Raw genomic sequence first — 24800 nt, forward strand, 5'->3', positions numbered from 1 at the left:
GACATGCGGATTGCCCTGGCACAGATCCGGTCCGGCACCGACCCGACGGCCAATCTGGAGCTCGTCGAGGACTACAGCCGCCACGCCGCCGATGCCGGCGCCGAGCTGGTGCTGTTCCCCGAGGCGACCATGTGCCGGTTCGGGGTGCCGCTGGCACCGGTGGCCCAACCGCGCGACGGCCGGTGGGCCGACGGGGTGCGCCGAGTCGCGACGGCCACCGGCATCACCGTGGTGGCCGGCATGTTCTGCCCGTCGGGTGACGGGCGCGTCACCAACACCCTGATCGCGGCCGGGCCCGACGTCGACGCGTACTACGACAAGATCCACCTCTACGACGCGTTCGGTTTCGCCGAATCCAAGACGGTGGCACCGGGATCGGAGCCGACCGTCATCGAGGTCAACGGCGTCCGGGTGGGCCTGACGCTGTGTTACGACGTGCGGTTTCCCGAGCTTTATCTGGACCTCGCCGATCGCGGCGCACAGCTGATCACGGTGCACGCTTCGTGGGGCACCGGACCGGGCAAACTCGACCAGTGGACCCTGCTGGCCCGGGCCCGGGCCATCGACACCACCGGCATCGTCGCCGCCGTCGATCAGGCCTATCCGGGCGACGAGATCGCCGCAAAGGGCCCGACCGGTGTCGGCGGCAGCCTGATCGCCTCGGCGACCGGGCAGATCCTGGCCGCCGCGGAAGCCGATCCGCAGCTGGTGGTGGCCGATATCGATCTTGACGGCGCCGCCGAGGCCCGGGAGACCATCGCGGTGCTGCGTAACCGGACGCAGTTCGCTAAGGCACAATCGAACCCGTGACCGATCCCTGGGCCCGCCCCACCAACGAGGTGCCGCCGCCCCCGCTCGTGCCGGATCCGGCGCAGCCCGAACCGGTGCAGTCGAAATCGGACAAGCTCAAGGGCCTGTTCCGCGATCCGCTGTCGATCGTGCTGGTGGTGGTCATCGTCGGTGCGCTGGCGCTGGCCGGTGCGGTCGGCGCCGAGCTGATCGCCCGCAAGATCGCCGATGACACCGTCTCGCGCGTGACCTCCTGCGTCGTCCAGGACACCGTCGACGTGTCGTTCGGCGCGCGGCCGTTCCTGTTGCAGCACTTCGCGAAGAACTACAACAACATCACCGCGGTGACGGCGGGCAACCGCATCCGCGAGGCCGAGGGCATGAAGGCCGAGATCGTCATCAACGATGTCCGGGTGACCGGCAACCCGGAATCGCCGGGCACCGTCGGCGCCCTGGACGCGACAATCACCTGGTCCTCCGACGGCATCAAGCGGACCATCCAGAACGCGGTCCCGCTGGTCGGCAGCTTCGTCAACGGAGTGACCACCAACCCGTCCGCCGGCACAATCGAACTGCAGGGCACCCTCGGCAGCATCGTGGCCAAGCCGGAGGTGCGTGATCAGGAGCTGACCCTGACCGTCGAACAGCTGACCGGTCTGGGCTTCGTGCTGCCGCGCGAGAGCGTGCAGCCCGCGCTGGACGCCTTTCTGGCGCAGATGACCGAGAACTACCCGATGGGCATCCATGCCGACAGCGTCGAGGTCACCGATACCGGTGTGGTCGCCAAGTTCTCCACCCGCAACGGCGTCATGCCGCCGGGACGCAGCGGCAGCGGTGGCGACCCGTGCTTCGCCGGGTTGCCGTAACTAGAAGGGTTCCTCGCTGCCGCCGGGGTTACAGCCGGCGGCCACCAGTTCGGCATCGGTGACCACGGGCCGCCAGGGCTCCAGGTTCCAGCTGCTCTTACCCGGCTCGATGAACTCGGCGAACTGCCAGTGGCAGTTGAATTGTGAACGCATACCCGGGATTTCGGCTTCCGGCGCGAACATCAGCACCTCGGCCCAGGCCTGATCCTGGGCGGCGATGGTGCCCGGGATGCCTGCCTGGGTGCGGCCGGTGACGCTCGGATAGACCCGCAGGCTCTTCAGGTCACCCCACTGCACCCATTCGGTGTGGTCGATATACGTCGGTTCGGCTTGAGCAGCAGGGGCGGCGCCGACGAGCAGCCCTGCCGCGCAGAGTGCGACGGCAACGGCGCGCATTCAGCGCGACTTTCCCTGGATCTCCAACAGTTTGGGCCGCACATCCACCAGGTACACACCGGTGGCGCAGGCGCAGATCGCGGCACCGAACGCGTCGCGCAGCAACAGCCCCACCAGCACCCCGCCGCCGAGGATCAACAGCCACACGGGCTTGGTCAGCTTGCCGGTCGCGGTATACGCGTCAGGGCGTTGCATCGCCGCGTGCACGAAGGCGTACACGCCAACCAGAACCACGACTCCCACCAGCACAAGCAGAATGGCACCCGCCAGGTTTGCAAGCATCACACTGCAAGCCTAAGCGGGTGCCATTCGAGTTGGCGAATGTAGGCGCCGAGAACTACTTCTGGGTGACCTTCTTGGCCGGCGCGGCCTTCTTGGCCGGGGCGGCCTTCTTGGCGGCCGGGGTGGCGGCCTTGCGGGCCGGGGCCTTCTTGGCCGGGGCGGCCTTCTCGACCTTCTTCGGCAGCTCGACACCGACCAGCTTGGCGGCGCGCTCGCCGACGGCGCGGGTCTGGGTGGCGACGGTACCCAACGCATCCTGGGTCAGCTCCACGGCCTGGTCGGTGACCTCTTCGACGCGCGAGGCGGCCTCTTCCAGCGCCGGCTGGTTGCGCAGCCGCTCCAGGGCGGCCTCGCCACGCTCGACCAGCTTGTTGTACTGGCTGGTGGCCTCGTCGGCGTACTTGTCGGCCAGCTTGCGCAGCTCCTCGGAGGTCAGCTTGTCGCGCAGCTCGTCGAACTGGGTGGGCAGATCCTCCTGCAGCTTGGTCAGCCGGGCGCGGCCTTCCTCGACGCGGGTCTCGGCATCGGTGCGGGCGTCGCCGGCACGGTCACGCAGGGTCTCGACGATCTCGTTCACCTTGGCCAGGGCCAGGTCGGCGGCGCCGACGGCGGCGAGCAGCGGGGCCTTGAGGTCATCGATGGTGGGCTGGGTCTTCTCGGTCATGGCTTTCCTTTCAGATGGTGGACGGTTGCGCAGTGGGCGGTTCGTCCGCTTCGTCTTCTGCTTCGGCTTCGTTCTGCTGACAGAACGACGTGTAGATGTCGAGCAGCACCTGTTTCTGCCGTTCCGTGATCGCCATATCGGTGACGATCGCGTCCCGGACCGCGCTGCCTTCGCTGGGTTCGAGGATCCCGGCCTGCACGTAGAGCACCTCGGCGGAGACACGCAGTGCCTTGGCGATCTGATTGAGCACATCAGCCGACGGTTTGCGCAGTCCCCGCTCGATCTGACTGAGATAGGGGTTGCTGACCCCGGCCTTCTCGGCGAGTTGACGCACCGACACCTGCGCCGCTTCGCGTTGAGCCCGGATGTAGCTGCCGATATCGGAGGCAGCGTTGCTCACCACGGCGGCAAGATTTTCGTCCTGCGACATGCTGAGCCCTCGAATCGTCGGGTTTCTGCTGACAAAAACCACGGTACGAGCGAGTGCTAACAATTGCAAGCACTCTGCTAGCAGTCTCAGAAAAGTAGCTGCGCCACCGAGTAGATGACCAGACCCGCGAGCGCCCCGACCACGGTGCCGTTGATCCGGATGAACTGCAGGTCACGGCCGACATGCAGCTCGATCCGGCGGCTCGCCTCGTCGGCATCCCAGCGCTCGATCGTCTCGGTGATGATCGCTGTGATCTCCGTCCCATACTGGGCAACCAGGTGCTGCGCCGCCCGGATGATCCAGTTGTCGACCTTGTCGCGCAGCTCGGCATCGTCGCGCAGCGACTCCCCGATGCGCACCACGGTGTCGGCGACCCGGGCGCGCAACGTCGAGGACGGATCGTCGACGGATTCCAGCACGATGCGTTTGGCCGCCGACCAGGCTGTCTCGGCGGCCCGGGCGACCTCGTCGCGGGCCATGATCTGTTCCTTGACGTTCTCGGCCCGCGCGATCGTGGCGTCGTCGTTCTGCAGATCGTCGGCGAACTCGAACAGGAACTTGGTGGCCGACCGGCGCAGCTCGTGATTCGGGTCGCGGCGCACCTTGTCGGTGAAATCCATCAGCTCCCGGTGGATCCGGTCACCGACCAGATGGTCCACCCAGCGCGGTGACCAGGTCGGCGAATCCCGCTCGATGACCCGCTCGATCACCTCGCCGGAGTTCAGTGACCATTGGAAGGCCCGGTCCGCCAGCAACTGCAGCAACGCCTCCTGCCGGCCCTCGTCGAGGAGGCTGGACAGCACCCGACCGATCGGCGGGCCCCATTTTGGTTCGGCGATGCGTTTGACGATCATCCGGTCCAGCACCTGCTGGACGTCCTCGTCACGCAGCATCTCGACGAGCACCCGCAGTACCGTGGACACCTCGGCGGCCACCCGTTGGGCGTTGCGCTGATCGGCGAGCCACTTGCCGGTGCGGGCCGCCACATCGGCATCACGCAACTTGGTGGACACCACTTCGGCAGACATGAAGTTCTCCCGCACGAAGGTGCCCAGCCCTTCGCCGAGCTGATCCTTCTTGCGCTTGATGATCGCGGTGTGCGGGATCGGGATGCCGAGTGGGTGTTTGAACAACGCGGTGACCGCGAACCAGTCGGCGAGCGCACCGATCATGCCCGCCTCCGCGGCCGCCCGGACGTAGCCGACCCAGGGTGCCGCGCCACGAGACTGCAGCCAGGTGCAGACCAGGAAGATCACCGTCGCGCCGACCAGGAAGCCGAGCGCGACGACCTTCATCCGGCGCAGCGCGCGCTGCCGCTCCTGATCGGCCGCGGAGTCGGCTCCGGCCAGCGACTCAGCGAAACTCGTGTGCACCACTCCCCCATCATCCGCTACGGCGCCACCGGCCCGTCCACCGTAGTATCAAGACGACCTAGTGAATGGATCTCACGACTGTGGCACAGCAGAGCTCGGCGGCGGTGAAAACCGACGGCCGCAAACGACGCTGGCACCAGCACAAAGTCGAACGACGCAACGAGCTGGTGGACGGCACGCTGGAGGCCATCCGCATTCGTGGGGCCAACGTCAGCATGGACGAGATCGCCGCCGAGATCGGCGTTTCCAAGACGGTGCTCTACCGCTACTTCGTCGACAAGAACGACCTCACCACCGCGGTGATGATGCGGTTCGCCCAGACCACCCTGATCCCCAACATGGCCGCGGCGCTGTCGTCGAACCTGGACGGCTACACGCTGGTACGCGAGGTCATCCGGGTCTACGTCGACACCGTGGCATCCGAACCCGAGCCGTACCGGTTCGTCATGTCCAACAGTTCGGCCAGCCGGACAAAGGCCATCAACGATTCCGAGCAGATCATCGCCCGCATGCTCGCGGTGATGCTGCGTCGCCGCATGCAGTCGGTGGGGATGGACACCGGTGGCGCCGAGACCTGGGCGTTTCACATCGTCGGCGGCGTGCAGCTGGCCACCCACTCATGGATGTCGAATCCCCGGATGAGCACCGAGCAGCTGATCGACTATCTGACGATGCTGTCCTGGAGCGCGCTGCGCGGCATCGTGGAGGTCGGCGGATCGCTGGAGAAGTTCAACTCGCAGGCACATCCGTCCCCCGCGCTGCCGCCACACCTGCTTGACTGACACGTTGTGAGCGCTGACAAGACCTCGGATCTGCCCAAACTGTGGAGCCATGAGCCGCATACGTATCTGCGGTTCCGACCCGGGGACAAGGTCTCCGAGATCGACGCCGACGCCACCCCGGGGTTCACCGGGAAAAAGTCCGACGCGCCCGCACTGGCCGCCGAACGCGGCGAACGCTTCGCGGGGCTGCAGGAGATGCTGTACGCCAACAGCCGCAGCGGCGACAGGCGTTCGGTACTACTGGTACTGCAGGGCATGGACACCGCCGGCAAGGGCGGGATCGTCAAACATGTTGTCGGAGCGGGCAATCCGCAGGGCATCCAGTACACCAGCTTCGGCAAGCCGACTCCTGAGGAGCTGTCGCACCACTACCTGTGGCGGATCAACAAGGCACTGCCCGCGGCCGGGCACATCGGCGTGTTCGACCGGTCGCATTACGAGGACGTGCTGATCGTTCGGGTGCACAACCTGGTGCCACCGGATGTGTGGGGCGCCCGTTATGACGAGATCAACGCCTTCGAGAAGGAACTCGTCGACGGCGGCACAACCATCGTGAAGGTCGCCATGTTCGTCTCGTTGGAGGAACAGAAGCAGCGCCTCGCCGAGCGACTGGACCGACCCGACAAGTACTGGAAGTACAACCCGGCCGATATCGACGAGCGGCTGAAATGGCCGCTCTACCAAGATGCTTATCAGGCCGTGCTCGACAAGACCTCCACCGATTACGCGCCGTGGCACATCGTGCCGTGCAACCGGAAGTGGTACAGCCGTCTTGCCGTGCTCGAGCTGCTGATCGAGGCCATCAAGGGCCTGGACCTGAGCTGGCCGCCGGCCGAGTTCGACGTCGAGGCCGAGAAGAAGCGGCTGGCTCAGGCCTGATCTCGCGCCGAAGTGTGCGCGATTCGGCTACTTGACCAGCGTGAACTGGCCGATATTGGTGATGCCGCGGCGGAAGAAGTCGGCGCAACCGACCAGATACTTCATGTACCGGTCGTAGACCTCCTGGCCCTGCATGGCGATCGCCTCGTCCTTGGCGGCCTCCAGGTTCGCCGCCCACATGTCCAGCGTGCGGGCGTAGTGCGGACGCAGCAGGTGGATGCGCTCCAGGGTGAACCCCGAGTCGGCGGCCAGCTTCTCGATGTCCTCGACGGCAGGCAGCTGCCCGCCGGGGAAGATCTCCTCGCCGATGAACTTCATGAACTTCAGGTCGCTCAGGGTCAGCTTGATGCCGTTCTCCCGGAAGAACGCCTGGGTGTGGGCCAGGATGGTGTGCAGCAGCATCCGGCCGTCGTTGGGCAGGATCTCGTAGGCACGCTCGAAGAACAGCGGGTACCGCTCGGCTTTGAAGGCCTCGAACGCGCCGATCGACACGATGCGGTCGACGGGCTCGTTGAACTCTTCCCAACCCTGCAAACGGATTTCGACGGTGCGGTCGGTCTTGACCTTCGCCAGTCGCGCGCGGGCGTAGTCGGACTGCGCCTTGCTCAGGGTGATGCCGATGACGTTGACGTCGTGGTTGATCAGCGCGCGCTCCAGCGCGCCACCCCAGCCGCAGCCGACGTCGAGCAGGGTCATCCCGGGCTCCAGGGCGAGCTTGCCGAGCGCCAGGTCGAACTTGGCGTTCTGCGACTCGTCGAGCGTCATGTCATCGCGCTCGTAGTACCCGCAGGTGTAGCCCATCGTGGGTCCGAGGAACAGCGCAAAGAAGTCGTTCGAGATGTCGTAGATCGACTGCGACTCCTCGTAGTACGGCTCCAGTTCGGACTCAACTTTTGACATACGAAGAAAACCCTTTGTGTTCATGTATTCAATGCGGTCGAGACCCCCGACTGGCGCCCCCGGCACCGCATCGTACGACTGTACCCTATGTTAGACTGGCTAACTATTCTGCGCGCTCTCAGTACGAATAGAAGCCCTGGCCCGATTTCTTGCCCAGCTGCCCCGCCTCCACCATGCGCAACAGCAGCGGCGGCGGACCGTACAGCGGCTCCTTGAACTCCTCGTACATCTTGTCCGCGATGAGTTTCAGTGTGTCAAGGCCCACCAGATCCGACAACCGCAGCGGCCCCATCGGATGCGACAGACCGCCGACCACGGCCTTGTCGACATCTTCGACCGAGGCGAAACCGGATTCGACCATCCGGACGGCGGCCAGCAGGTAGGGCACCAGCAGGGCGTTGACGACGAAACCGGACCGGTCCCCACAGCGCACGACCTGCTTGCCCAGCACATCGGCGGCGAACTGCTGGGTGCGCTCGATGGCGGTATCGCTGGTGACCAGGGTGGAGATCAGCTCGACCAGTGGCAGCACCGGCACCGGGTTGAAGAAGTGCAGACCGAGCACCCGCTGCGGGTTCTTGGTGGCGGCGGCGATCTTCATGATCGGGATGCTGGAGGTGTTCGACGCCAGCACCGCGTCGGGATCGCTGACGATCTCGTCGAGCTGGGCGAAGACCTTCGTCTTGACCGTGTCGTCCTCGACGATCGCCTCGATGACCAGCTGACGGTCGGCGAGGACGGTCATATCCGTGGTGTAGGACAGCCGGGCCAGCGTCGCGTCCCGGTCGGCGGCCTCCAACTTGCCCTTGGCCACCGCACGCTCCAGCGATGCCTCGATCCGCGATTTGCCCGCGGTCAGGAACTGCTCGGCCTGCTCGTACACCACGACCTGGGCGCCGGCCTTGGCACACACCTCGGCGATACCGCCGCCCATCTGCCCGGCGCCGATGACGCCCACCCGCTCAATGCTCACAGAATCTCCCTATACATGGCGTCAGGCCCCGCCCGCGAGACGCGGACGAGGCCTGACGTTATCAATACTGTTGGACGGCCGAATTAGTGACGCAACCCGTCGGGTTTCACTTCGCTTCGCTCAGTGAAACTGGCCCTCTTCGGTGGAACCGGCCAGCGCGGTGGTCGAGCTGGTCGGGTCGACGGTGGTGGCGATCCGGTCGAAGTAGCCGGCGCCGACCTCACGCTGATGCTTGGTGGCGGTGTAACCGCGCTCCTCGGCAGCGAACTCGCGCTCCTGCAGCTCGACGTAGGCGCTCATCTGGTTACGCGCGTAGCCATGCGCCAGATCGAACATCGAGTAGTTCAGGGCGTGGAAGCCGGCCAACGTGATGAACTGGAACTTGAAGCCCATCGCGCCGAGCTCGTTCTGGAACTTGGCGATGGTCGCGTCATCCAGGTGCTGCTTCCAGTTGAACGACGGCGAGCAGTTGTAGGCCAGCATCTGGTCCGGGAAGTCGGCCTTGACGGCCTCGGCGAACTTCTTGGCCAGCTCGAGGTCCGGGGTGCCGGTCTCCATCCAGATCAGGTCGGAGTACGGGGCGTAGGCCTTGGCGCGGGCGATGCAGGGCTCGACACCGTTGCGGACATGGTAGAAGCCCTCGTTGGTGCGCTCACCGGTGATGAACGGCTGATCGCGCTCGTCGACGTCGGAGGTGATCAGGGTGGCGGCCTCGGCATCGGTGCGGGCGATGACCAGGGTCGGGACGTCGGCGACGTCGGCCGCGAGACGGGCCGAGGTCAGGGTGCGGATGTGCTGCTGGGTCGGGATCAGCACCTTGCCACCGAGGTGGCCACACTTCTTCTCCGAGGCCAGCTGGTCCTCCCAGTGCGAACCGGCGACACCGGCGGCGATCATGGCCTTCTGCAGTTCGTAGACGTTCAGCGCGCCGCCGAAGCCGGCTTCGCCGTCGGCGACGATCGGGGCCAGCCAGTTCTCCACCGAGGTGTCACCCTCGACCTTGGCGATCTGGTCGGCGCGCAGCAGCGCGTTGTTGATGCGACGGATGACCTGCGGCACCGAGTTGGCCGGGTACAGGCTCTGGTCGGGGTAGGTGTGGCCGGACAGGTTGGCGTCACCGGCGACCTGCCACCCGGACAGGTAGATGGCCTTGAGGCCGGCGCGCACCTGCTGCACGGCCTGGTTGCCGGTCAGCGCACCGAGCGAGTTGACGTAGTCCATGTTGTGCAGCTGATCCCACAGCACCTCGGCGCCGCGGCGGGCCAGCGTGCTCTCCTCGACGACATGGCCCTGCAGCGCCACAACGTCCTCGGCGGTGTAGGTGCGCTCGATGCCCTTCCAGCGCGGGTTGGTGTTCCAGTCGTGCTGGATCTGTTCCGGGCTCTTCGGCGTGCCAACGGTGGACATGGCAACTCCCTCTCATCATTATTTTTGTTAACGCTGCAGCGACCTCACTGAGCTGATGAGTCGAGGATGCCCTATCCGATATCCGCAGGTCCACTCGTTTCTTCTGCCAATTTTCTCCAACCAACGCTGCCAATTTGCAAAGCTTGCGAAGGTTTTCTGAAGCTTTACCGGTTCAGAAGCTACTGGCCGGTAGGTGGTTTCCGCTGGTCAGTACGCCCGTACTGTTAAAGCTTCGCGATCACAGCGCGAAGATACTGGCGACCGCTTTGGTCTCGGCGCCGACCGAATATGTGAGCGTCGTAACAGTCCGGTCGGTGAGCTCGGTACCGAATTTGTCGGTCGATCCGGCCGGGTGGGTGTGCCGGATGATCTCCAGCTGATCGCCGAGTGCCACAGGAAGATCGTGTTCGATGGTGACCCGCAGCGGTTCCTTCAGCAGCTCGGGTCGACTGCCGAGGTAGTCCTCGACGACGCTCCAATACACCGAGTTGTTCATGTGGTCGAAGATGTCGATATCGCTGACCCGCACCGGGTAGGCGCGGATCTCGTCGGCATCCTCGCGGGCGCCGGATTTCAGGTAGGCCTTCCACCGCAGCCGGTCCACCTCGGTGGTGCGGCGCAGTCCGGACAGGAAGTCGTCCGAGATCCGGGCGGGCCCCTGGGTCTCCCGATTGATGTTGATCCAGAAGGCCTCGGATTCCATCAGCCCCGCCCGCCGGCCTTCAATGCGTACCCGCATCTCGCACCACCGGTTGGACGTGCCCGAACACCACCGCCGCAGCCGGAGCATGTCCTTGAACTCGATCGGCTCGATCAGATCGACCATGGTGCGGCGCACAATCCACAGCGGATGGGTTTCCTCGTAACCCATCTCGCGCAGCTGATCCGATCCGATGTCCTGGATGTGCCGGGTCGCGGCGTCGAACTTCAGCCGGCCCGCACGGTCGACATCGGCTACCCGCAGCGGCCACTGCGTATCGAAGACATCGGGGTGCGGATCGGGCACGGGCATCATGGTCTTGGCCAAGCCGGTCATGGCTCCAATATGGTCTGCGAATAATGCAAAGCCAACCTTTACAGGTCTGACTAGGCTGTTCTGGTGGCCAAGACCTTCGTCGGATCGCGGGTTCGCCAGCTCCGCCGGGAGCGGGGCTTCAGTCAGGCCGCGCTGGCCCAGATGCTCGACATCTCCCCCAGCTACCTGAACCAGATCGAGCACGACGTCCGGCCGCTGACCGTGGCGGTGCTGCTGCGCATCACCGAGGTGTTCGGGGTGGACGCCGGATTCTTCGCCTCCCAGGACGACACCCGACTGGTCGCCGAGCTGCGCGAGGTCACCCTGGACCGCGACCTCGACATCGATATCGACCCCGCCGAACTCGCCGACATCGTCAGCACCCACCCCGCGATCGCCCGGGCCATGGTCGGCCTGCACCAGCGCTATCGGCTGACCACCACCCGGCTGGCCGCGGCCACCGAGGGCCGCACCAGCACCGGCGCCGGATCGATCACCATGCCGCACGAGGAGGTCCGCGACTACTTCTATCAGCGGCAGAACTACCTGCACGAACTCGATACCGCCGCCGAGGACCTGACCATCCGGATGCGGATGCACCGCGCCGAACTCACCCGCGAACTGTCCGACCGGCTGACCCGGGTGCACGGGGTGCGCATCATCCGGCGCAACGATCTCGGTGAGGGCGTGCTGCACCGCTTCGACCCCGAGACCCGGACCATGGAACTCGGGGGCCACCTGTCCAGCGGGCAGTACGTGTTCAAGCTCGCCGCCGAACTCGGGCACCTCGAGTTCGGTGACCTGATCGCCAAGCTGGTCGACGACGGACACTTCACCAGCGACGAGTCCCGCACACTGGCCCGGCTCGGGTTGGCCAACTACTTCGCCGCGGCCATCGTGCTGCCGTACCGGCAGTTCCACGATGTCGCCGGCGACTTCCGCTACGACGTCGAGCGGCTGTCGGCGTTCTACGCGGTCTCCTACGAGACGATCGCGCACCGGCTGTCCACCCTGCAACGCCCCGACATGCGCGGCGTCCCGCTGTCCTTTGTCCGCGTCGACCGCGCCGGGAACATGTCAAAACGCCAGTCCGCGACCGGTTTTCATTTCTCCTCCAGCGGGGGCACCTGCCCGCTGTGGAACGTGTACGAGACCTTCGCCAACCCGGGCAAGATCCTGGTGCAGATCGCCCAGATGCCCGATGGCCGCAATTACATGTGGGTGGCGCGCACCGTGGAACGGCGGGCGGCGCGGTACGGTCAGCCGGGTAAGACGTTCGCGATCGGCCTGGGCTGTGAACTCCGCCATGCGCACCGGCTGGTCTACTCCGAAGGGCTGGATCTGACCGGTGACCCCAATGTCTCGGCCACCCCGATCGGCGCCGGCTGCCGGGTCTGCGAACGTGACAATTGCCCGCAACGTGCGTTCCCGGCCCTGGGCAAGGCACTCGACCTCGACGAACACCGCAGCACGGTGTCCCCGTATCTGGTGAAGCAGACATGACAGATTCCGAAGTACGTATCCCACCGGGCGGCCTCCGCGAGCTCGGCCCGCTGAACTGGGCCATCGCCAAGGTCGGCGCCAACCGGATCCGGGCGCCGAAGTTCCACCTGATGAACGTGCTCGGCCAGCACCGGCTGCTGTTCCTGGCCTGGCTGCCGTTCTCCGGTTACCTGCTGTATGCGGGCAAGCTGGACCGCAAGGACGCCGAACTGGTGATCCTGCGGGTCGGGCACCTGCGCAACTGCGAGTACGAGCTGCAGCAGCATCGGCGGCTGGCCCGCAGCCGCGGGCTCGGCGCGGACGTCCAGGCCGCCATCTTCGAAGGTCCCGACGCCGAGGGACTGGCCCCACATCAGCGGGTGCTCATCACGGCCACCGACGAGTTCGTCGTCACGCGGTCCATGTCGGCCGAGACCTGGACGGCGTTGTCCAAGCTCTACAACCGCGCGCAGATCATCGAATTCTGCACGCTCGCAGGGCAATACGATGCGCTGGCGGCCACCATGGAGACGCTGCGGATCCCGCTGGACTTTCCGGATTAGACGGCTCGGCCGTCGCCCCGACCCCCACCGGCTCATTGTGACAAATGCGCTACGCGGCGTCTCGATACTTACAGGTAAGTCACGCCGAGCACGGTCAGGGTCAGCAAGACCGGCGCCACCGGCACCGACCACAGGAACGCGGTCCACACCTGATCCTTGCGGCGGTAGGCCCGCCAGCCCAGCGCCGCGACCGCGGCCGCCAGCACAACGATGACACCGGAGACGATCAGCACCCAGAACGGCACGTCACTGGTGTTGATCGCCAGCGAGATGGCGATCAACCACAGGATGTGGCCGATCACCAGTCCGCCGATGGCGGCGACGATCACTGCCCGTGACGGCACGCGGCCCCCGTCAGAAGTTGATCATGTGGCCGGCCAGGCCGTGGATGGCTTCCTGCAGCGCCTCCGACAGGGTCGGGTGGGTGTGCACGTTGCGGGTCAGCTCGTTGACGGTCAGGTCCCACTTCTGTGCCAGCGTCAGCTCGGGCAGCAACTCGGAGACGTCAGGTCCGATCAGGTGCCCGCCGAGCAGCTCACCGTACTTGGTGTCGGCGATCAGCTTGACGAAGCCGGTCGGGTCGGCCAGACCATGCGCCTTACCGTTCGCGGTGAACGGGAACTTGGCGACCTTGATGTCATGTCCCTCGGCCTTGGCCTGCTCCTCGGTGAGGCCGAAGCTGGCCACCTGCGGCTGGCAGAACGTGGCGCGCGGCATCATCCGGTAGTCACCCAGGGTCAGCGTCTCGGCACCGCCGATGGTCTCGGCCGCGACCACGCCCTGGGCCTCGGCGACATGGGCGAGCTGCAGCTTGCTGGTGACGTCGCCGATGGCGTAGATGTGCGGCACATTGGTGCGCATGTGGTCATCGATATCGATGGCCTTGCGGTCGGTCAACGCCACCCCGGTGTTCTCCAGGCCGTAGCCCTCGATGTTCGGGGCGAAACCGATGGCCTGGAGCACCTTGTCGGCCTTGAGCTCCTCGGTCTTGCCGTCCTTGCTCACCACGACGGTGACCTCGGAACCGGCGTCGGTGATGGACTCGACCTTGGTGCCGGTCAGGATCTTCACACCCAGCTTCTTGTACTGCTTCTCGATCTCCTTGGAGACCTCGGCGTCCTCGTTGGGCAGCGCACGCGGCAGGAACTCGACGATGGTGACGTCCACGCCGTAGTTCTTCAGCACATAGGCGAACTCCATGCCGATGGCACCGGCGCCGGCGATGATGATCGAGGAGGGCAGCTCCTTGGTCATGATCTGCTTCTCGTAGGTGACCACGTTCTCGCTCAGCGAGGTACCCGGCACCAGACGCACCGAGGACCCGGTCGCGATGATCGCGTTGTCGAAGGTGACCTGCTCGGTGCCGCCGTCGTTCAGGTCGACCGTCAGCGAGTTGGCATCGGTGAACTTGCCGTACCCGTGGATCTCGGTGATCTTGTTCTTCTTCATCAGGAAGTGCACCCCGGCGACCCGGCCGTCGGCGACCTTGCGGCTGCGGTCGAAGGCGGCCCCGAAATCGAAGCTGGCCTCCCCGGAGATGCCGAAGGTCTTGGCTTCCTTGGTGAAAATGTGCGCAAGTTCGGCATTGCGCAGCAGCGCCTTGGACGGGATGCACCCGACGTTCAGGCAGACGCCGCCCCAGTACTTGGGTTCGACGATCGCGGTGTTGAGGCCGAGTTGGGCAGCACGGATGGCCGCCACATATCCGCCGGGGCCTGCTCCGAGTACGACGACGTCATAGTGGGTCACGGACACCACCTTATCTCCGGTTGTGCGCGCGTCGGATGGCGACCGGGATTGGCCGCCGAGCAATCTGGGTAGCCTCAATCGAGCAAAATCCCATCCGAGTCTTCGGCTGCCCCGAATACCTTTAGATGCGTCGCGCCGCGACCAGAGAGGCGAACCCTATGCCGAAGCACCTGACTCCTCATTTCGAGGACGTCCAGGCCCATTACGACCTGTCAGACGAGTTTTTCCGGTTGTTCCTGGACCCGTCGCAGACCTACAGCTGCGCCTATTTCGAGCGGGCTGACATGACATTGGAAGAAGCCCAACTGGCCAAGATCGACCTTTCGCTCGGCAAACTGGGCCTGCAACCAGGCATGACGCTGCTCGACATCGGTTGCGGTTGGGGCGCCACAATGCGTCGCGCCGTGGAGAAATACGACGTCAACGTCGTCGGCCTGACGCTGTCGAAAAACCAGGCCGAGCACGTGCAGGCCGGCTTCGATGCCATGGACTCCAACCGTGACCGCCGGGTCCTGCTGGAGGGCTGGGAGCAGTTCAACGAACCCGTCGACCGGATCGTGTCGATCGGCGCGTTCGAGCACTTCGGGTTCGACCGGTATCGCGACTTCTTCCGGATGACCTATGAGGCGCTGCCCGACCACGGCGTCATGCTGCTGCACAGCATCTGCAACTTCAGCCGCGAGACGGTCCGGGAGTTGGGCATCCCGCTGACCATGGACAGCGTCCGCTTCGCGAAGTTCATGATCGATGAGATCTTCCCGGGCGGGCGACTGCCGTCCAGCGAGATGGTGCAGGAGCACGCGACCGAGGGCGGTTTCACCCTGACCCGTGAGCATTCGCTGCAACCCCACTACGCCACGACCCTGGACCGCTGGGCCGCGACGCTCGGTCCGCGCCGCGACGAGGCCATCGCGATCCAGTCCGAAGAGGTCTACGACCGGTACATGAAGTACCTCACCGGCTGCGCCGATCTGTTCCGCAACGGCCAGATCGACGTCGTGCAGTTCACGCTGGAGAAGACCGCCAGAGGCTGAGCCCCGGCCAGGAAGGCACTCATGCCTGAGAATCTGACCCCACATTTCGAGGACGTCCAGGCCCATTACGACCTGTCCGACGAGTTTTTCCGACTCTTCCTCGACCCGTCGCAGACCTACAGCTGCGCGTATTTCGAACGCCCCGACATGACCCTGGAAGAAGCCCAACTGGCCAAGATCGATCTGGCGCTGGACAAACTGGGCCTGCAACCAGGTATGACGCTGCTCGACATCGGCTGCGGATGGGGCGCCACCATGCGCCGCGCCGTGGAGAAATACGACGTCAACGTCATCGGCCTGACCTTGTCGAGGAACCAGGCCGAACACGTGCAGGCCAGTTTCGACGCCATGGACTCCAACCGTGACCGCCGGGTCCTGCTGCAAGGCTGGGAACAGTTCAACGAACCCGTCGACCGGATCGTGTCCATCGGGGCCTTCGAGCACTTCGGGTTCGACCGTTACCCCGACTTCTTCCGGATGACCCACCAGGCGCTACCGGACGACGGCGTGATGCTGCTGCACACCATCTGTGCCTTCAACCCGGCCAAGGCGAAGGAAGAGGGCATTCCGGTCACCTTCGAACTGGCCCGGTTCGTGAAGTTCATCATCACCGAGATCTTCCCGGGCGGGCGACTGCCGTCGATCGAGATGGTCGAGGAGGTCTCGGCGGCAGGCGGTTTCGAGCTGACGCGCGAGCAGTCGCTGCAGCCGCACTACGCCATCACACTCGACCGCTGGGCGCAGGCCCTGCAGGAGCACCGCGACGAGGCCATCACGATCCAGTCCGAAGAGGTCTACGACCGCTACATGAAGTACCTCACCGGATGCGCCGAGACATTCCGCAAACGGCAGACCGACGTTGTGCAGTTCACCTTGGAGAAGAGCACCAAATGACGGACATGCAGCCGCATTTCGAGGACATCCAGGCCCATTACGATCTGTCCGACGACTTCTTCGGGCTGTTCCAGGATCCCAGCCGCACCTACAGCTCGGCCTACTTCGAGCCCGATGACCTGAGCCTGGAACAGGCGCAGGTGGCCAAGATCGACCTCAACCTGGACAAGCTGGGCCTGCGGCCGGGAATGACGTTGCTGGACATCGGCTGTGGGTGGGGCGCCACCGCCAAGCGCGCTGTCGAGCACTACGACGTCAACGTCATCGGGCTCACGCTGTCACGCAACCAGCAGGCCTACACCCAGAATCTCCTCGACGGACTGGACAGCGGCCGCACGTGTCAGGTGCTGCTCAAGGGCTGGGAGGAGTTCGACCAGCCGGTCGACGCGATCGTATCCATCGAGGCCTTCGAACATTTCGGGTTCGAACGTTACGACGCCTTCTTCGCCCAGTGTTTCGACCTGTTGCCCGCCGGCGGCAAGATGACCATCCAGAGCAGCACCGGGTACCGCCCCGAAGATCTGCGTGCCCGCGGTAAGAAGCTGTCCTTCGAGACGGCCCGCTTCATCAAGTTCATGATCACCGAGATTTTCCCCGGCGGCCGGATTCCGACCGCCGACATGATGATCGCCCATGGCGAGAAGGCCGGTTTTGTCGTGCCGGAATGCCTGTCACTGCGCCCGCATTACATCAGGACGCTGACCATGTGGGCCGATGCACTCGCCGCGCACCGGGATGAAGCCATCACAATCCAGTCCGAAGAGGTCTACGACCGGTACATGAAGTATCTGACCGGGTGCCGCGACTACTTCGCCGACGAGATGCTCGACGTCAACCTGGTCAGCTACCACAAGCCAGTGTGATCTTCGAATCGGAAAGCGCAGCAACCAGATCCGGATCATGGCTGACCAGCACCACGGTGGCACCATCGCCGGCGACCTGACGTAACAGTCCCACCACCGAGGCCGCCGCGATCGGGTCGAGCATCGCGGTCGGTTCGTCGCAGAGCACCGTGCGCGCCTGCTGCACCAGCAGCCGGCCCAGGCAGGCCCGTTGCAGTTGACCGTCGCTGACCTGGCCGGGATAGCGTTCCAGCAGAGCGGCATCCAGTCCCACGGCTTCGGCGATGGCCGGGACGTCGGGCTGCTCGCCGACGATGACCGCCGGCTCGGCGATGACGTCACCCAGTGTCCAGCGCGGATTGCACACCAGCCGTGGATGCTGCGCCAGTAGGGCGACAGAACCCTTGGGCGGCACAGGTTCTCCGGCGTAGCTCAGCTGCCCTTCGGTAGGCTTCTGCAGGCCGGCCAATACGCGCAGCAGGGTCGTCTTACCGCTGCCCGACGGCCCGGTCACCCCGGTGACCACACCGGCCGGTGCCTGCAGGTCGACGGCGTCGAGCACCGTGGCGCCGCCGAACCGGACGGTGATACCCGTGGCGGTGATCATGCCGGCACCGTCCGCAACAGCGCACGGGTATAGGGGTCGGTACTGGCCAGCGCCTCGGCCAGCGGGAGTTGCTGTGCGATGGCGCCTTTGGTCATCACCGCGATATCGGCGCACACCTGCGCCCGCAGCAGCGACCGCATGTCGTGGGTGATGACCAGGACGGCAGCCCCGGCATCCGCGGCCTCGCCGAGCAGCCGCCAGATCAGCGCGGCGTTATCCGGGTCCAGCGCCGAGGTGGGCTCGTCGGCCAGCAGCAGTTCCGGTCGGCCGGCCAACGCCGCGGCGATCGCCGCGCGCTGGGCCATCCCGCCGGACAGCTGATGCGGATAGCGGTCCAATGTGTCCGGGGTCAATGCGACGGCCTCGCACAGTTGGGCGGGTGTACGGTCGGCGCCCAATCGGGTGCACACCTCGGCGAGCTGGGATCCCAAGGTGCGCACCGGGGTGAACGACGTCGCGGCCGATTGCGGCACCATGCCGATACGGTGACCGCGCAGGGCACGCCACGCGGTCTCGTCACCGTGGTCGATCTCGCGGTCGCCGATCGTCAGCCGTCCGGTGACCCGCGAGCCGGGCGGCAGCAACCCACACAGCGCCGCGGCGACAAGCGATTTACCGCAACCGGATTCACCGACCAGTGCGGTGACCCGGCCGCCGGTGAGGAGCAGATCCACCCCGTCGAGCACCCGGTCGACGATGTCGACGGTGAACTCCTGCAACGATGCGCTCATCTGATCCCCCCTCGCTGCGCTCGCCCCGGTCACCACACGTGCCCCACCGGTGGCCGGTGCCGTTCCCGGGTCGCGTTGCCGGCCGCCGCAAATGCGAGCGCGGTCACGATCAGCGCGGCGGCCGGGAACACCAATGTCCACCACGCGCCGGTCAGCACATCCCCGCGTGCCTGGCTGAGCAACGTGCCCAGGCTGGCCTGATCCGGGGACAGCCCCACCCCGAGGAAGGACAGCGTCGATTCGTGCCAGACCGCGTGCGGCAGCAGCATCACCATCGCGACCAGCGCCTGCCCGGTGACCGCCGGCAACAGATGCCGCCGGGCGACGAACCAGCGTGAGGCACCGGCCAACCGGGAGGTCTGCACCCAGCCGGCATCGGTGACCGCGAGTAGTTCGGCCCGCACCACGCGGGCTACCGCCGGCCAGTGGGTCAGCGCGATCGAGGCGATGATGGCCAGCGGGGCGCCCCGCCACATGGCGGCGATGACGATGCCGACCACCAGATGCGGCAGTGCGTTGAACCCGTCGACCAGCCGCATCACGATAGCGTCGAACCAACCGCCGAGCAGTGCCGCGGTCACCCCGATGACCAGCCCCAGTGCGGTGGCGACCACCGCGCAGATCGCGGCGATCAACAGCGAGACCCGCAGCCCCTCGGCTGTCCGCACCAGCAGGTCGTAACCGGAATGGTCGGTGCCCGCCCAGTGCGCGGGGCCCGGCGGGCGAAGCGCCGCGGCAAAATCGGCGACCTGCTCGCCGGCCACCGCCGGTATGCCGAGGGCGGCAATGGCAATGAGCCCCAGCACGATCCACGGAGTCCGCATCTATGCCACCATCCTGATCCGCGGGTCGATCGCGACGGCCGCCGCATCGGAGAGCGCCGACCCGGCCAGTACCGCCAGCGCGGCACCCACCGTCAGCGCCGCCAGCAACGGGAAGTCCAGGGCGGCAGCCGATTCCACCAGCACCGCGGCCATTCCCGGCCAGCCGAAGACGGTTTCGACGATGGCCGCCCCGGCGATCAGCTCGGGTAGCCGGGTGCCCAGCAGCGCCAGCGTCGGCAGCACCGACACCGGCGCGATGTGCCCGCGCAGCAGCGCCAGACCGTGCACACCGCGGGCCCGGGCGCCGCGGACCGCATCGGATTCGGCGGCGTCGATCACTGCGGTGCGGGTGGTCAGCAGCAGCCACGGGATCATCGACACGGTCAGCGCGATCCACGGCAGGATCGCATGCCGCAGCACCCCGGCCACGGTGTAGTCGTCGCCCGGGGCCGCCGCACCCGAGGCGGGCAGCCAACGCAACCCGACGGCCACCACGACCACCAACCCGAGCGACACCACAAACGGGGGCACTGCGGCGAACGTCACCGAGAATCCGGTGCACAGCCGGTCGATCCAGCCGCCGCTGCGCATGCCCGCGACAAAGCCCAACACGATCGCCAGTAGCGCGGCCGTGATCAGCGCGCTACCGGACAGCACCAGGGTGAAGGGCATCCGCTCGGTGAGAACCGTGGTCACCGCTTGCGACTGCGTCGACGAGAACCCCAGATCGCCGCGGAACACCCCGCAGACCCACTGCCACCAGGCCTGCCACCACGGCATATCGGTGCCGTAGGCCGCGCGCATCGCGGCGCGTTGCGATTCGGTGGCGAACTGATAGCGCCCGCCCAGATACGCCGCCAGCGGATCGAAGGGTGAGCGCGAGGCCAGCCAGAACATCGCCGCCGAGATCGCGACGGTCAGCGGGACCGCGACCGCCAGCCGAATCCCCAACAGCCTCAGCACATGCACGTCATCTCTTCCAGTCGGCTCATTTCTTCCAAGAAGCTAGGTTCCACCACGGCCCCCAGCCGACGCCGTGCGAATGCGGTTCCAGGATCGGCGCGGACTGCTTCCAGCCCAGATCCCGGTAACCGTAGGCGTGGTCGAGGAACACCAGGAACACGTGCGACGGCTCGGCGAGGTAAGTGCTCTGGATCTGGCGGTACAGGTCGTCCTTCTGTGCACCCGTTGGGGCGGCGGCCGCCTGCTCCAGCAGTTCGTCGAGCCCGGGTGCGGTGAAGTTGCCCGGGTTCGAGTACGGCGAGGACTCCGGCACCCGGGTGTGCAGCGTGTCGTAGACCTGCTGGTCGATGCTGTACGGGGTGGAGCCGCCGCCGAGCACCACCGCGGCGTCGCCGAACCGGGTGTCGATCTCGTCCCAGCTGGTACCGCGCGGGCGGATATCGATGCCCAGGGGTTTCATCGCGGCGGCGTAGGCGACCGCGAGGTCACGCCGCAGGGTGTCCTGGGCGTTGTAGAGCAGTTCGAAACTGGCTGTGGCACCATCCTTCTCACGGATACCACCGGCGCCCGGCCGCCAACCGGCGTCATCGAGGAGCTGTTGGGCCCGAGCGGTGTCGAAGGCGAATTCGGCGTCGGGGTTGTAGGCAGAGCCGTAGACGGCGCCCACCGGTGTACTGGCCACCCGGCCGTACCCGACCAGGACGTCGCGCACCAACGCCTCGCGGTCGACACCGAGGTTCATCGCCAGTCGCGCCGCCGGGTCGGCGGTGAAGGCGTTGCCGGCGGGTAGCGCGATACCGCGCCAGTCGGCCGATTCCACCCCGACGGTCTCGATACCGTCACGCTTGATGGACTCGACCAACCGCGGTGGCAGGTTGGTGCCGTCGGCACTGCCGGACACCATGGCCTGGGCACGGGCATTGTCGTCCGGGGTGTAGCTGTAGACGACCCGTTTGAGCTGGGCGGCGTCGCCCCAGTAGTCGTCGCGGGCCACCATCACGGCCTGGTCGGGGCGCAGACTCTCCAGCCGGTAGGGGCCGGTGCCCACCGGTTCGGTGTTCACCGCCCAGTCGGCGGCGGGTTTGGCCTCGATCCTCTCCGAGGGCAGGATCCCGAGCAGCAGGTACGGCCGCGGGTCGGCGGCGGTGTTCAGTTCCACGGTCACCGCGTCGAGGCCGTCGGCGGACAGATTGACGATCGGCGCGATGGACGTGGAGATCTCCGAGGCGACGGCCGGGTCGCGCACCGCGTCGTAGGTGGCGACGATATCGGCGGAGTCCAGGGCGCTGCCATCTGAGAAGACCACCCCGGTGCGCAGCGGGATGCGCCAGCGTTTCGGGCCGGCGGGTTCGGGCTCGGCGTCGGCGAGGGCCGGGACGAGCTCGGGGATGGTGGTGTCGGTATCGGCGGCCGGGCGGTAGAGCCCGTCGTACAGCGGGGAGACGCCGGTCTCGGCGTAACCGTTGACCGGGTTGTAGCCGCCGAGCTCGTAGCCGTCGGACAGCACGATCTGATCGCTCGCGGTGTCCTGGGTCGGCGCGCTGCCACAACCCGCGAGCAGGGCAACCGACGCTGCGAGCACCAGATATTTCATGTGTCCATCTGAACACATGAAAGAGAAAAATTCAGCGTGAGGTCGGTACCGGGCAGGCCTCGGCGGCCTCGGCGACGATCCGGGTCTCGGTATCCGCCGGTCGCGTGCCGGCCTGATAGGCGGCGCCGGTGATCGGGGCGCCCAGTTCGGCATTCTCCGCATCGGTGAACACCTTGCCCCGGCTCAGGAATCGTTTACCCTCCGGCGACTCCAGGCTGAACCCGCTGCCCCGGCCGGGCACCACATCGATGATCAACTGGGTGTGCTTCCAGACATCGAACTGCGGGCCGGAGATCCACACCGGCACGCCGTCACCCACGTCGAGCACCCCCAACAGGATGTCGCGATCACCGACGATGAAATCGCCGTCGGGGTAACACATCGGCGAGGACCCGTCACAGCATCCGCCGGACTGGTGGAACATCAAGGCGCCGTGCTGATTCTGCAGTTTGCTCAGCAGCTCGGCGGCCGCGGCGGTGATCAGGGCTCGGCTGGTCATGTCCCCAGGCTACGCGCACGGTATGAATGTTTTCATGACTTCTGACCCGTACCTGTGGCTCGAAGACGTCACCGGCGACGACGCCCTGGACTGGGTGCGCAAGCACAACGACCCCACGCTGGCCGAACTGAGCGATGACGAGTTCGAGACCATGCGGGCCGAGGCGCTGGCCGTGCTCGACACCGATGCCCGCATCCCGTATGTGCGCCGCCGCGGCGAGTACCTCTACAACTTCTGGCGCGACGAGACGAACCCGCGCGGCCTGTGGCGGCGCACCACCCTGGACAGTTACCGGACCGACCGGCCGGACTGGGATGTCGTCATCGATGTCGACGCCCTCGCCGCCGCCGATGACACCAACTGGGTGTGGGCGGGTGCCGATGTCATCGAGCCCGATCATTCGCTGGCGCTGATCAGCCTGTCCCGGGGCGGGGCGGATGCCGTGGTGGTGCGCGAATTCGACATGCGTACACGCGAATTCGTCACCGGCGGCTTCGAGCTGCCGGAGGCCAAGACCCAGGTCAGCTGGGAGGACGAGAACACCCTGCTCGTCGGCACCGATTTCGGCGAAGGGTCGATGACCGACTCCGGCTATGCGCGCCTGGTCAAGCGCTGGCAGCGCGGCACCCCGCTGGCCGAGGCCGCGCTGGTCTACGAGGGCGAGCGGGCCGATGTCCTGGTCGCGGCGTCGGTGGACCGCACCCCCGGTTTCGAGCGCACCATGGTCAGCCGGGCCGTCGACTTCTTCAACGACGAGATCTACGAGCTGCGCGGCACCGACCTGCTCCGCATCGACGCACCCACCGACGCGAGCGTCTCGGTGCACCGCGACTGGCTGCTGATCGAACTGCGCACCGACTGGGACGAGTTCGCGGCCGGGTCGTTACTGGCCGCGAACTACACCGAATTTCTCTCCGGCACAAAGAATCTGTCCGTGGTGTTCGAACCGGATGCGCGCACCAGCCTGCACCAGTATTCGTGGACCAGGGACAAGCTGGTGGTGGTGACACTGGCCGACGTCGCCAGCCGGGTACAGATCCTGACCCCAGGGGCATGGACGGCGACCGAGGTGGCGGGGGTGCCCGCCAACACCAACACCGTGATCGCTGGCACCGATTCGCACGGTGACGAAATCTTCCTGGATTCAAGCGGTTTCACCACACCCTCGACGCTGCTACACGGCACGGCCGACGGTCCGCTGCACCCGATCAAGGCGGCACCGGGCTTCTTCGGCGCCGACGGCATCGAGGTGACCCAGCACTTCGCGACCTCGGCCGACGGCACCGCGATCCCCTACTTCGTGGTCGGCCGCCCCGGGGCGAGTGGCCCGACACTGCTCGGCGGATACGGCGGTTTCGAGGTGTCGCGCACCCCCGGCTACGACGGGGTGCTGGGCCGGTTGTGGCTGGCCAGCGGCGGCACCTATGTGTTGGCCAATATCCGCGGCGGCGGCGAATACGGTCCCGGTTGGCATACCCAGGCCATGCGCGAGGGCCGTCACCTTGTCGACGAGGATTTTGCCGCCGTGGCAAGCGATCTGGTGACCCGCGGCGTGACGACCGTGGACAAACTGGGGGCGCAGGGCGGCAGCAACGGCGGACTGCTGATGGGCATCATGCTGACCCGCTACCCGGACCGCTTCGGCGCGCTGGTGTGCAGTGTGCCACTGCTGGACATGAAGCGGTTCCACCTGCTGCTGGCCGGGGCGTCCTGGGTGGCGGAGTACGGCGACCCCGACGAACCCGCCGATTGGGAGTTCATCTCGAAATACTCGCCCTACCAGAATATCTCGGCCGACAAGAAGTACCCGCCGATCCTCATCACCACCTCCACCCGCGATGACCGGGTGCATCCCGGCCACGCCCGCAAGATGACCGCCGCCCTGGAACAGGCTGGGCATCCGGTGAGCTACTACGAGAACATCGAGGGCGGGCACGGCGGGGCCGCGGACAATTCGCAGGCCGCGTTCCGGTCGGCGCTGATCTACCGGTATCTGTGGCGCACACTCGACGGTTAGGTTGACGCCGATGTCCGGGTTCACGGTGTTCAAGCGCTATCTCCTCATCCAGGGGATGACCCTGGTGTGCGGCATCGTCGGGCCGATCTTCCTGTTCGTCTACTTCGCGACGCAGCCCGACGCGACCATCAAGTGGATGTACTGGGCCGGCCTGTTCATCACGGCCGCCGATGTGCTGATCGCGCTGGGCATCACCGCCCGGATGGCCCGGATCGAGCGTTGCGGCGATTCGCACAGTTGATCCG

General features: G+C 66.2%; 28 protein-coding genes. 11 read left to right on the forward strand and 17 right to left on the reverse strand.

Features of this window, described 5'->3' with window-relative positions:
• The first annotated feature begins 3 nt into the window (after window positions 1–3).
• The gene (locus tag ACLBYA_RS20980) at window positions 4–810 is read left to right on the forward strand and encodes a carbon-nitrogen hydrolase family protein (RefSeq protein WP_447711370.1); all 807 of its coding nucleotides are present in this window, start codon (window positions 4–6) and stop codon (window positions 808–810) included.
• On the forward strand, window positions 807–1655 hold the full coding sequence (locus tag ACLBYA_RS20985; protein ID WP_447711371.1) for an LmeA family phospholipid-binding protein: 849 nt from the start codon (window positions 807–809) through the stop codon (window positions 1653–1655). The genes ACLBYA_RS20980 and ACLBYA_RS20985 overlap by 4 nt, the downstream gene beginning before the upstream one ends.
• Here the strand turns inward: ACLBYA_RS20985 and ACLBYA_RS20990 are convergent, their stop codons facing one another.
• The 5 genes from ACLBYA_RS20990 to ACLBYA_RS21010 form a co-directional block, all read right to left on the reverse strand.
• Window positions 1656–2051, reverse strand: coding sequence for a DUF2599 domain-containing protein (locus ACLBYA_RS20990; protein ID WP_447711372.1), 396 nt, complete (start codon window positions 2049–2051; stop codon window positions 1656–1658).
• Window positions 2052–2333 carry a DUF2516 family protein gene (locus ACLBYA_RS20995; RefSeq protein ID WP_447711519.1) on the reverse strand — a complete coding sequence of 94 codons (282 nt, stop codon included), beginning with the start codon at window positions 2331–2333 and terminating at the stop codon, window positions 2052–2054.
• 55 nt (window positions 2334–2388) lie between these two features.
• Complete coding sequence (locus ACLBYA_RS21000; protein WP_447711373.1) at window positions 2389–2997, reverse strand: heparin-binding hemagglutinin; 609 nt, start codon at window positions 2995–2997, stop codon at window positions 2389–2391.
• Window positions 2998–3007: 10 nt separating this feature from the next.
• Window positions 3008–3427 carry a helix-turn-helix domain-containing protein gene (locus ACLBYA_RS21005; RefSeq protein ID WP_447711374.1) on the reverse strand — a complete coding sequence of 140 codons (420 nt, stop codon included), beginning with the start codon at window positions 3425–3427 and terminating at the stop codon, window positions 3008–3010.
• Between the two features lie 86 nt (window positions 3428–3513).
• Window positions 3514–4803 carry a DUF445 domain-containing protein gene (locus ACLBYA_RS21010; protein WP_447711375.1) on the reverse strand — a complete coding sequence of 430 codons (1290 nt, stop codon included), beginning with the start codon at window positions 4801–4803 and terminating at the stop codon, window positions 3514–3516.
• Window positions 4804–4865: 62 nt separating this feature from the next.
• On the opposite strand from ACLBYA_RS21010, the gene ACLBYA_RS21015 reads away from it, so the two are divergent.
• Together ACLBYA_RS21015 and ACLBYA_RS21020 are read left to right on the forward strand one after the other, a co-directional pair.
• A complete protein-coding gene (locus tag ACLBYA_RS21015; protein ID WP_447711376.1) occupies window positions 4866–5582 on the forward strand; it encodes a TetR/AcrR family transcriptional regulator in 717 nt (238 codons plus the stop codon).
• A 6-nt stretch (window positions 5583–5588) separates the two neighbouring features.
• Complete coding sequence (locus ACLBYA_RS21020) at window positions 5589–6461, forward strand: polyphosphate kinase 2 family protein (RefSeq protein ID WP_447711377.1); 873 nt, start codon at window positions 5589–5591, stop codon at window positions 6459–6461.
• Window positions 6462–6488: 27 nt separating this feature from the next.
• Here the strand turns inward: ACLBYA_RS21020 and ACLBYA_RS21025 are convergent, their stop codons facing one another.
• From ACLBYA_RS21025 to ACLBYA_RS21040, 4 genes are all read right to left on the reverse strand, one after another.
• Window positions 6489–7361: a cyclopropane mycolic acid synthase family methyltransferase gene (locus ACLBYA_RS21025; RefSeq protein WP_447711378.1), complete on the reverse strand. Its 873-nt coding sequence runs from the start codon at window positions 7359–7361 to the stop codon at window positions 6489–6491.
• A 118-nt stretch (window positions 7362–7479) separates the two neighbouring features.
• On the reverse strand, window positions 7480–8334 hold the full coding sequence (locus tag ACLBYA_RS21030) for a 3-hydroxybutyryl-CoA dehydrogenase (protein WP_447711379.1): 855 nt from the start codon (window positions 8332–8334) through the stop codon (window positions 7480–7482).
• A 120-nt stretch (window positions 8335–8454) separates the two neighbouring features.
• Window positions 8455–9741, reverse strand: a complete 1287-nt coding sequence (gene aceA / locus ACLBYA_RS21035) for an isocitrate lyase (RefSeq protein ID WP_447711380.1) — start codon at window positions 9739–9741, stop codon at window positions 8455–8457.
• A gap of 238 nt (window positions 9742–9979) precedes the next feature.
• The gene (locus ACLBYA_RS21040; RefSeq protein WP_447711381.1) at window positions 9980–10777 is read right to left on the reverse strand and encodes an acyl-ACP thioesterase domain-containing protein; all 798 of its coding nucleotides are present in this window, start codon (window positions 10775–10777) and stop codon (window positions 9980–9982) included.
• 63 nt (window positions 10778–10840) lie between these two features.
• On the opposite strand from ACLBYA_RS21040, the gene ramB reads away from it, so the two are divergent.
• Together ramB and ACLBYA_RS21050 are read left to right on the forward strand one after the other, a co-directional pair.
• Entirely contained in the window at window positions 10841–12259 is a 1419-nt protein-coding gene (ramB, locus tag ACLBYA_RS21045) for an acetate metabolism transcriptional regulator RamB (RefSeq protein ID WP_447711382.1), read from the forward strand.
• Window positions 12256–12801, forward strand: coding sequence for a carboxymuconolactone decarboxylase family protein (locus ACLBYA_RS21050; RefSeq protein WP_447711383.1), 546 nt, complete (start codon window positions 12256–12258; stop codon window positions 12799–12801). Before ramB ends, ACLBYA_RS21050 begins: the two co-directional genes overlap by 4 nt.
• A 68-nt stretch (window positions 12802–12869) precedes the next feature.
• On the opposite strand, the gene ACLBYA_RS21055 is transcribed toward ACLBYA_RS21050, so the two are convergent.
• Window positions 12870–13145, reverse strand: coding sequence for a hypothetical protein (locus ACLBYA_RS21055; RefSeq protein WP_447711384.1), 276 nt, complete (start codon window positions 13143–13145; stop codon window positions 12870–12872).
• Window positions 13146–13155: 10 nt separating this feature from the next.
• Window positions 13156–14550: a dihydrolipoyl dehydrogenase gene (gene lpdA / locus ACLBYA_RS21060; protein WP_447711385.1), complete on the reverse strand. Its 1395-nt coding sequence runs from the start codon at window positions 14548–14550 to the stop codon at window positions 13156–13158.
• A 158-nt stretch (window positions 14551–14708) separates the two neighbouring features.
• Between lpdA and ACLBYA_RS21065 the strand changes: the two genes are divergently transcribed.
• From ACLBYA_RS21065 to ACLBYA_RS21075, 3 genes are read left to right on the forward strand one after another with little or no spacing between them, the layout of a single operon-like run.
• Window positions 14709–15584, forward strand: coding sequence for a cyclopropane mycolic acid synthase family methyltransferase (locus tag ACLBYA_RS21065; protein WP_447711386.1), 876 nt, complete (start codon window positions 14709–14711; stop codon window positions 15582–15584).
• 21 nt (window positions 15585–15605) lie between these two features.
• Complete coding sequence (locus ACLBYA_RS21070) at window positions 15606–16478, forward strand: cyclopropane mycolic acid synthase family methyltransferase (RefSeq protein WP_447711387.1); 873 nt, start codon at window positions 15606–15608, stop codon at window positions 16476–16478.
• Complete coding sequence (locus tag ACLBYA_RS21075; RefSeq protein ID WP_447711388.1) at window positions 16475–17341, forward strand: cyclopropane mycolic acid synthase family methyltransferase; 867 nt, start codon at window positions 16475–16477, stop codon at window positions 17339–17341. The genes ACLBYA_RS21070 and ACLBYA_RS21075 overlap by 4 nt, the downstream gene beginning before the upstream one ends.
• Here the strand turns inward: ACLBYA_RS21075 and ACLBYA_RS21080 are convergent.
• The 6 genes from ACLBYA_RS21080 to ACLBYA_RS21105 all read right to left on the reverse strand — a co-directional run bounded on the left by ACLBYA_RS21080 (window position 17319) and on the right by ACLBYA_RS21105 (window position 22538).
• Window positions 17319–17927, reverse strand: a complete 609-nt coding sequence (locus ACLBYA_RS21080) for an ABC transporter ATP-binding protein (protein WP_447711389.1) — start codon at window positions 17925–17927, stop codon at window positions 17319–17321. The two genes, ACLBYA_RS21075 and ACLBYA_RS21080, sit on opposite strands and share 23 nt — an antisense overlap.
• Window positions 17924–18658 carry an ATP-binding cassette domain-containing protein gene (locus tag ACLBYA_RS21085; protein ID WP_447711390.1) on the reverse strand — a complete coding sequence of 245 codons (735 nt, stop codon included), beginning with the start codon at window positions 18656–18658 and terminating at the stop codon, window positions 17924–17926. The genes ACLBYA_RS21080 and ACLBYA_RS21085 overlap by 4 nt, the downstream gene beginning before the upstream one ends.
• Window positions 18659–18687: 29 nt before the next feature.
• Complete coding sequence (locus tag ACLBYA_RS21090) at window positions 18688–19482, reverse strand: ABC transporter permease (protein ID WP_447711391.1); 795 nt, start codon at window positions 19480–19482, stop codon at window positions 18688–18690.
• Entirely contained in the window at window positions 19483–20379 is an 897-nt protein-coding gene (locus ACLBYA_RS21095; RefSeq protein WP_447711520.1) for an ABC transporter permease, read from the reverse strand.
• A gap of 91 nt (window positions 20380–20470) precedes the next feature.
• Entirely contained in the window at window positions 20471–22039 is a 1569-nt protein-coding gene (locus ACLBYA_RS21100; protein WP_447711392.1) for an ABC transporter substrate-binding protein, read from the reverse strand.
• Window positions 22040–22070: 31 nt separating this feature from the next.
• Complete coding sequence (locus ACLBYA_RS21105; protein ID WP_447711393.1) at window positions 22071–22538, reverse strand: DUF779 domain-containing protein; 468 nt, start codon at window positions 22536–22538, stop codon at window positions 22071–22073.
• Window positions 22539–22572: 34 nt separating this feature from the next.
• On the opposite strand from ACLBYA_RS21105, the gene ACLBYA_RS21110 reads away from it, so the two are divergent.
• The gene (locus tag ACLBYA_RS21110; protein WP_447711394.1) at window positions 22573–24555 is read left to right on the forward strand and encodes a prolyl oligopeptidase family serine peptidase; all 1983 of its coding nucleotides are present in this window, start codon (window positions 22573–22575) and stop codon (window positions 24553–24555) included.
• A 10-nt stretch (window positions 24556–24565) separates the two neighbouring features.
• Complete coding sequence (locus ACLBYA_RS21115) at window positions 24566–24796, forward strand: hypothetical protein (protein WP_447711395.1); 231 nt, start codon at window positions 24566–24568, stop codon at window positions 24794–24796.
• The last annotated feature ends 4 nt before the right edge of the window (window positions 24797–24800 follow it).

The organism is Mycobacterium sp. C31M (assembly GCF_053345865.1).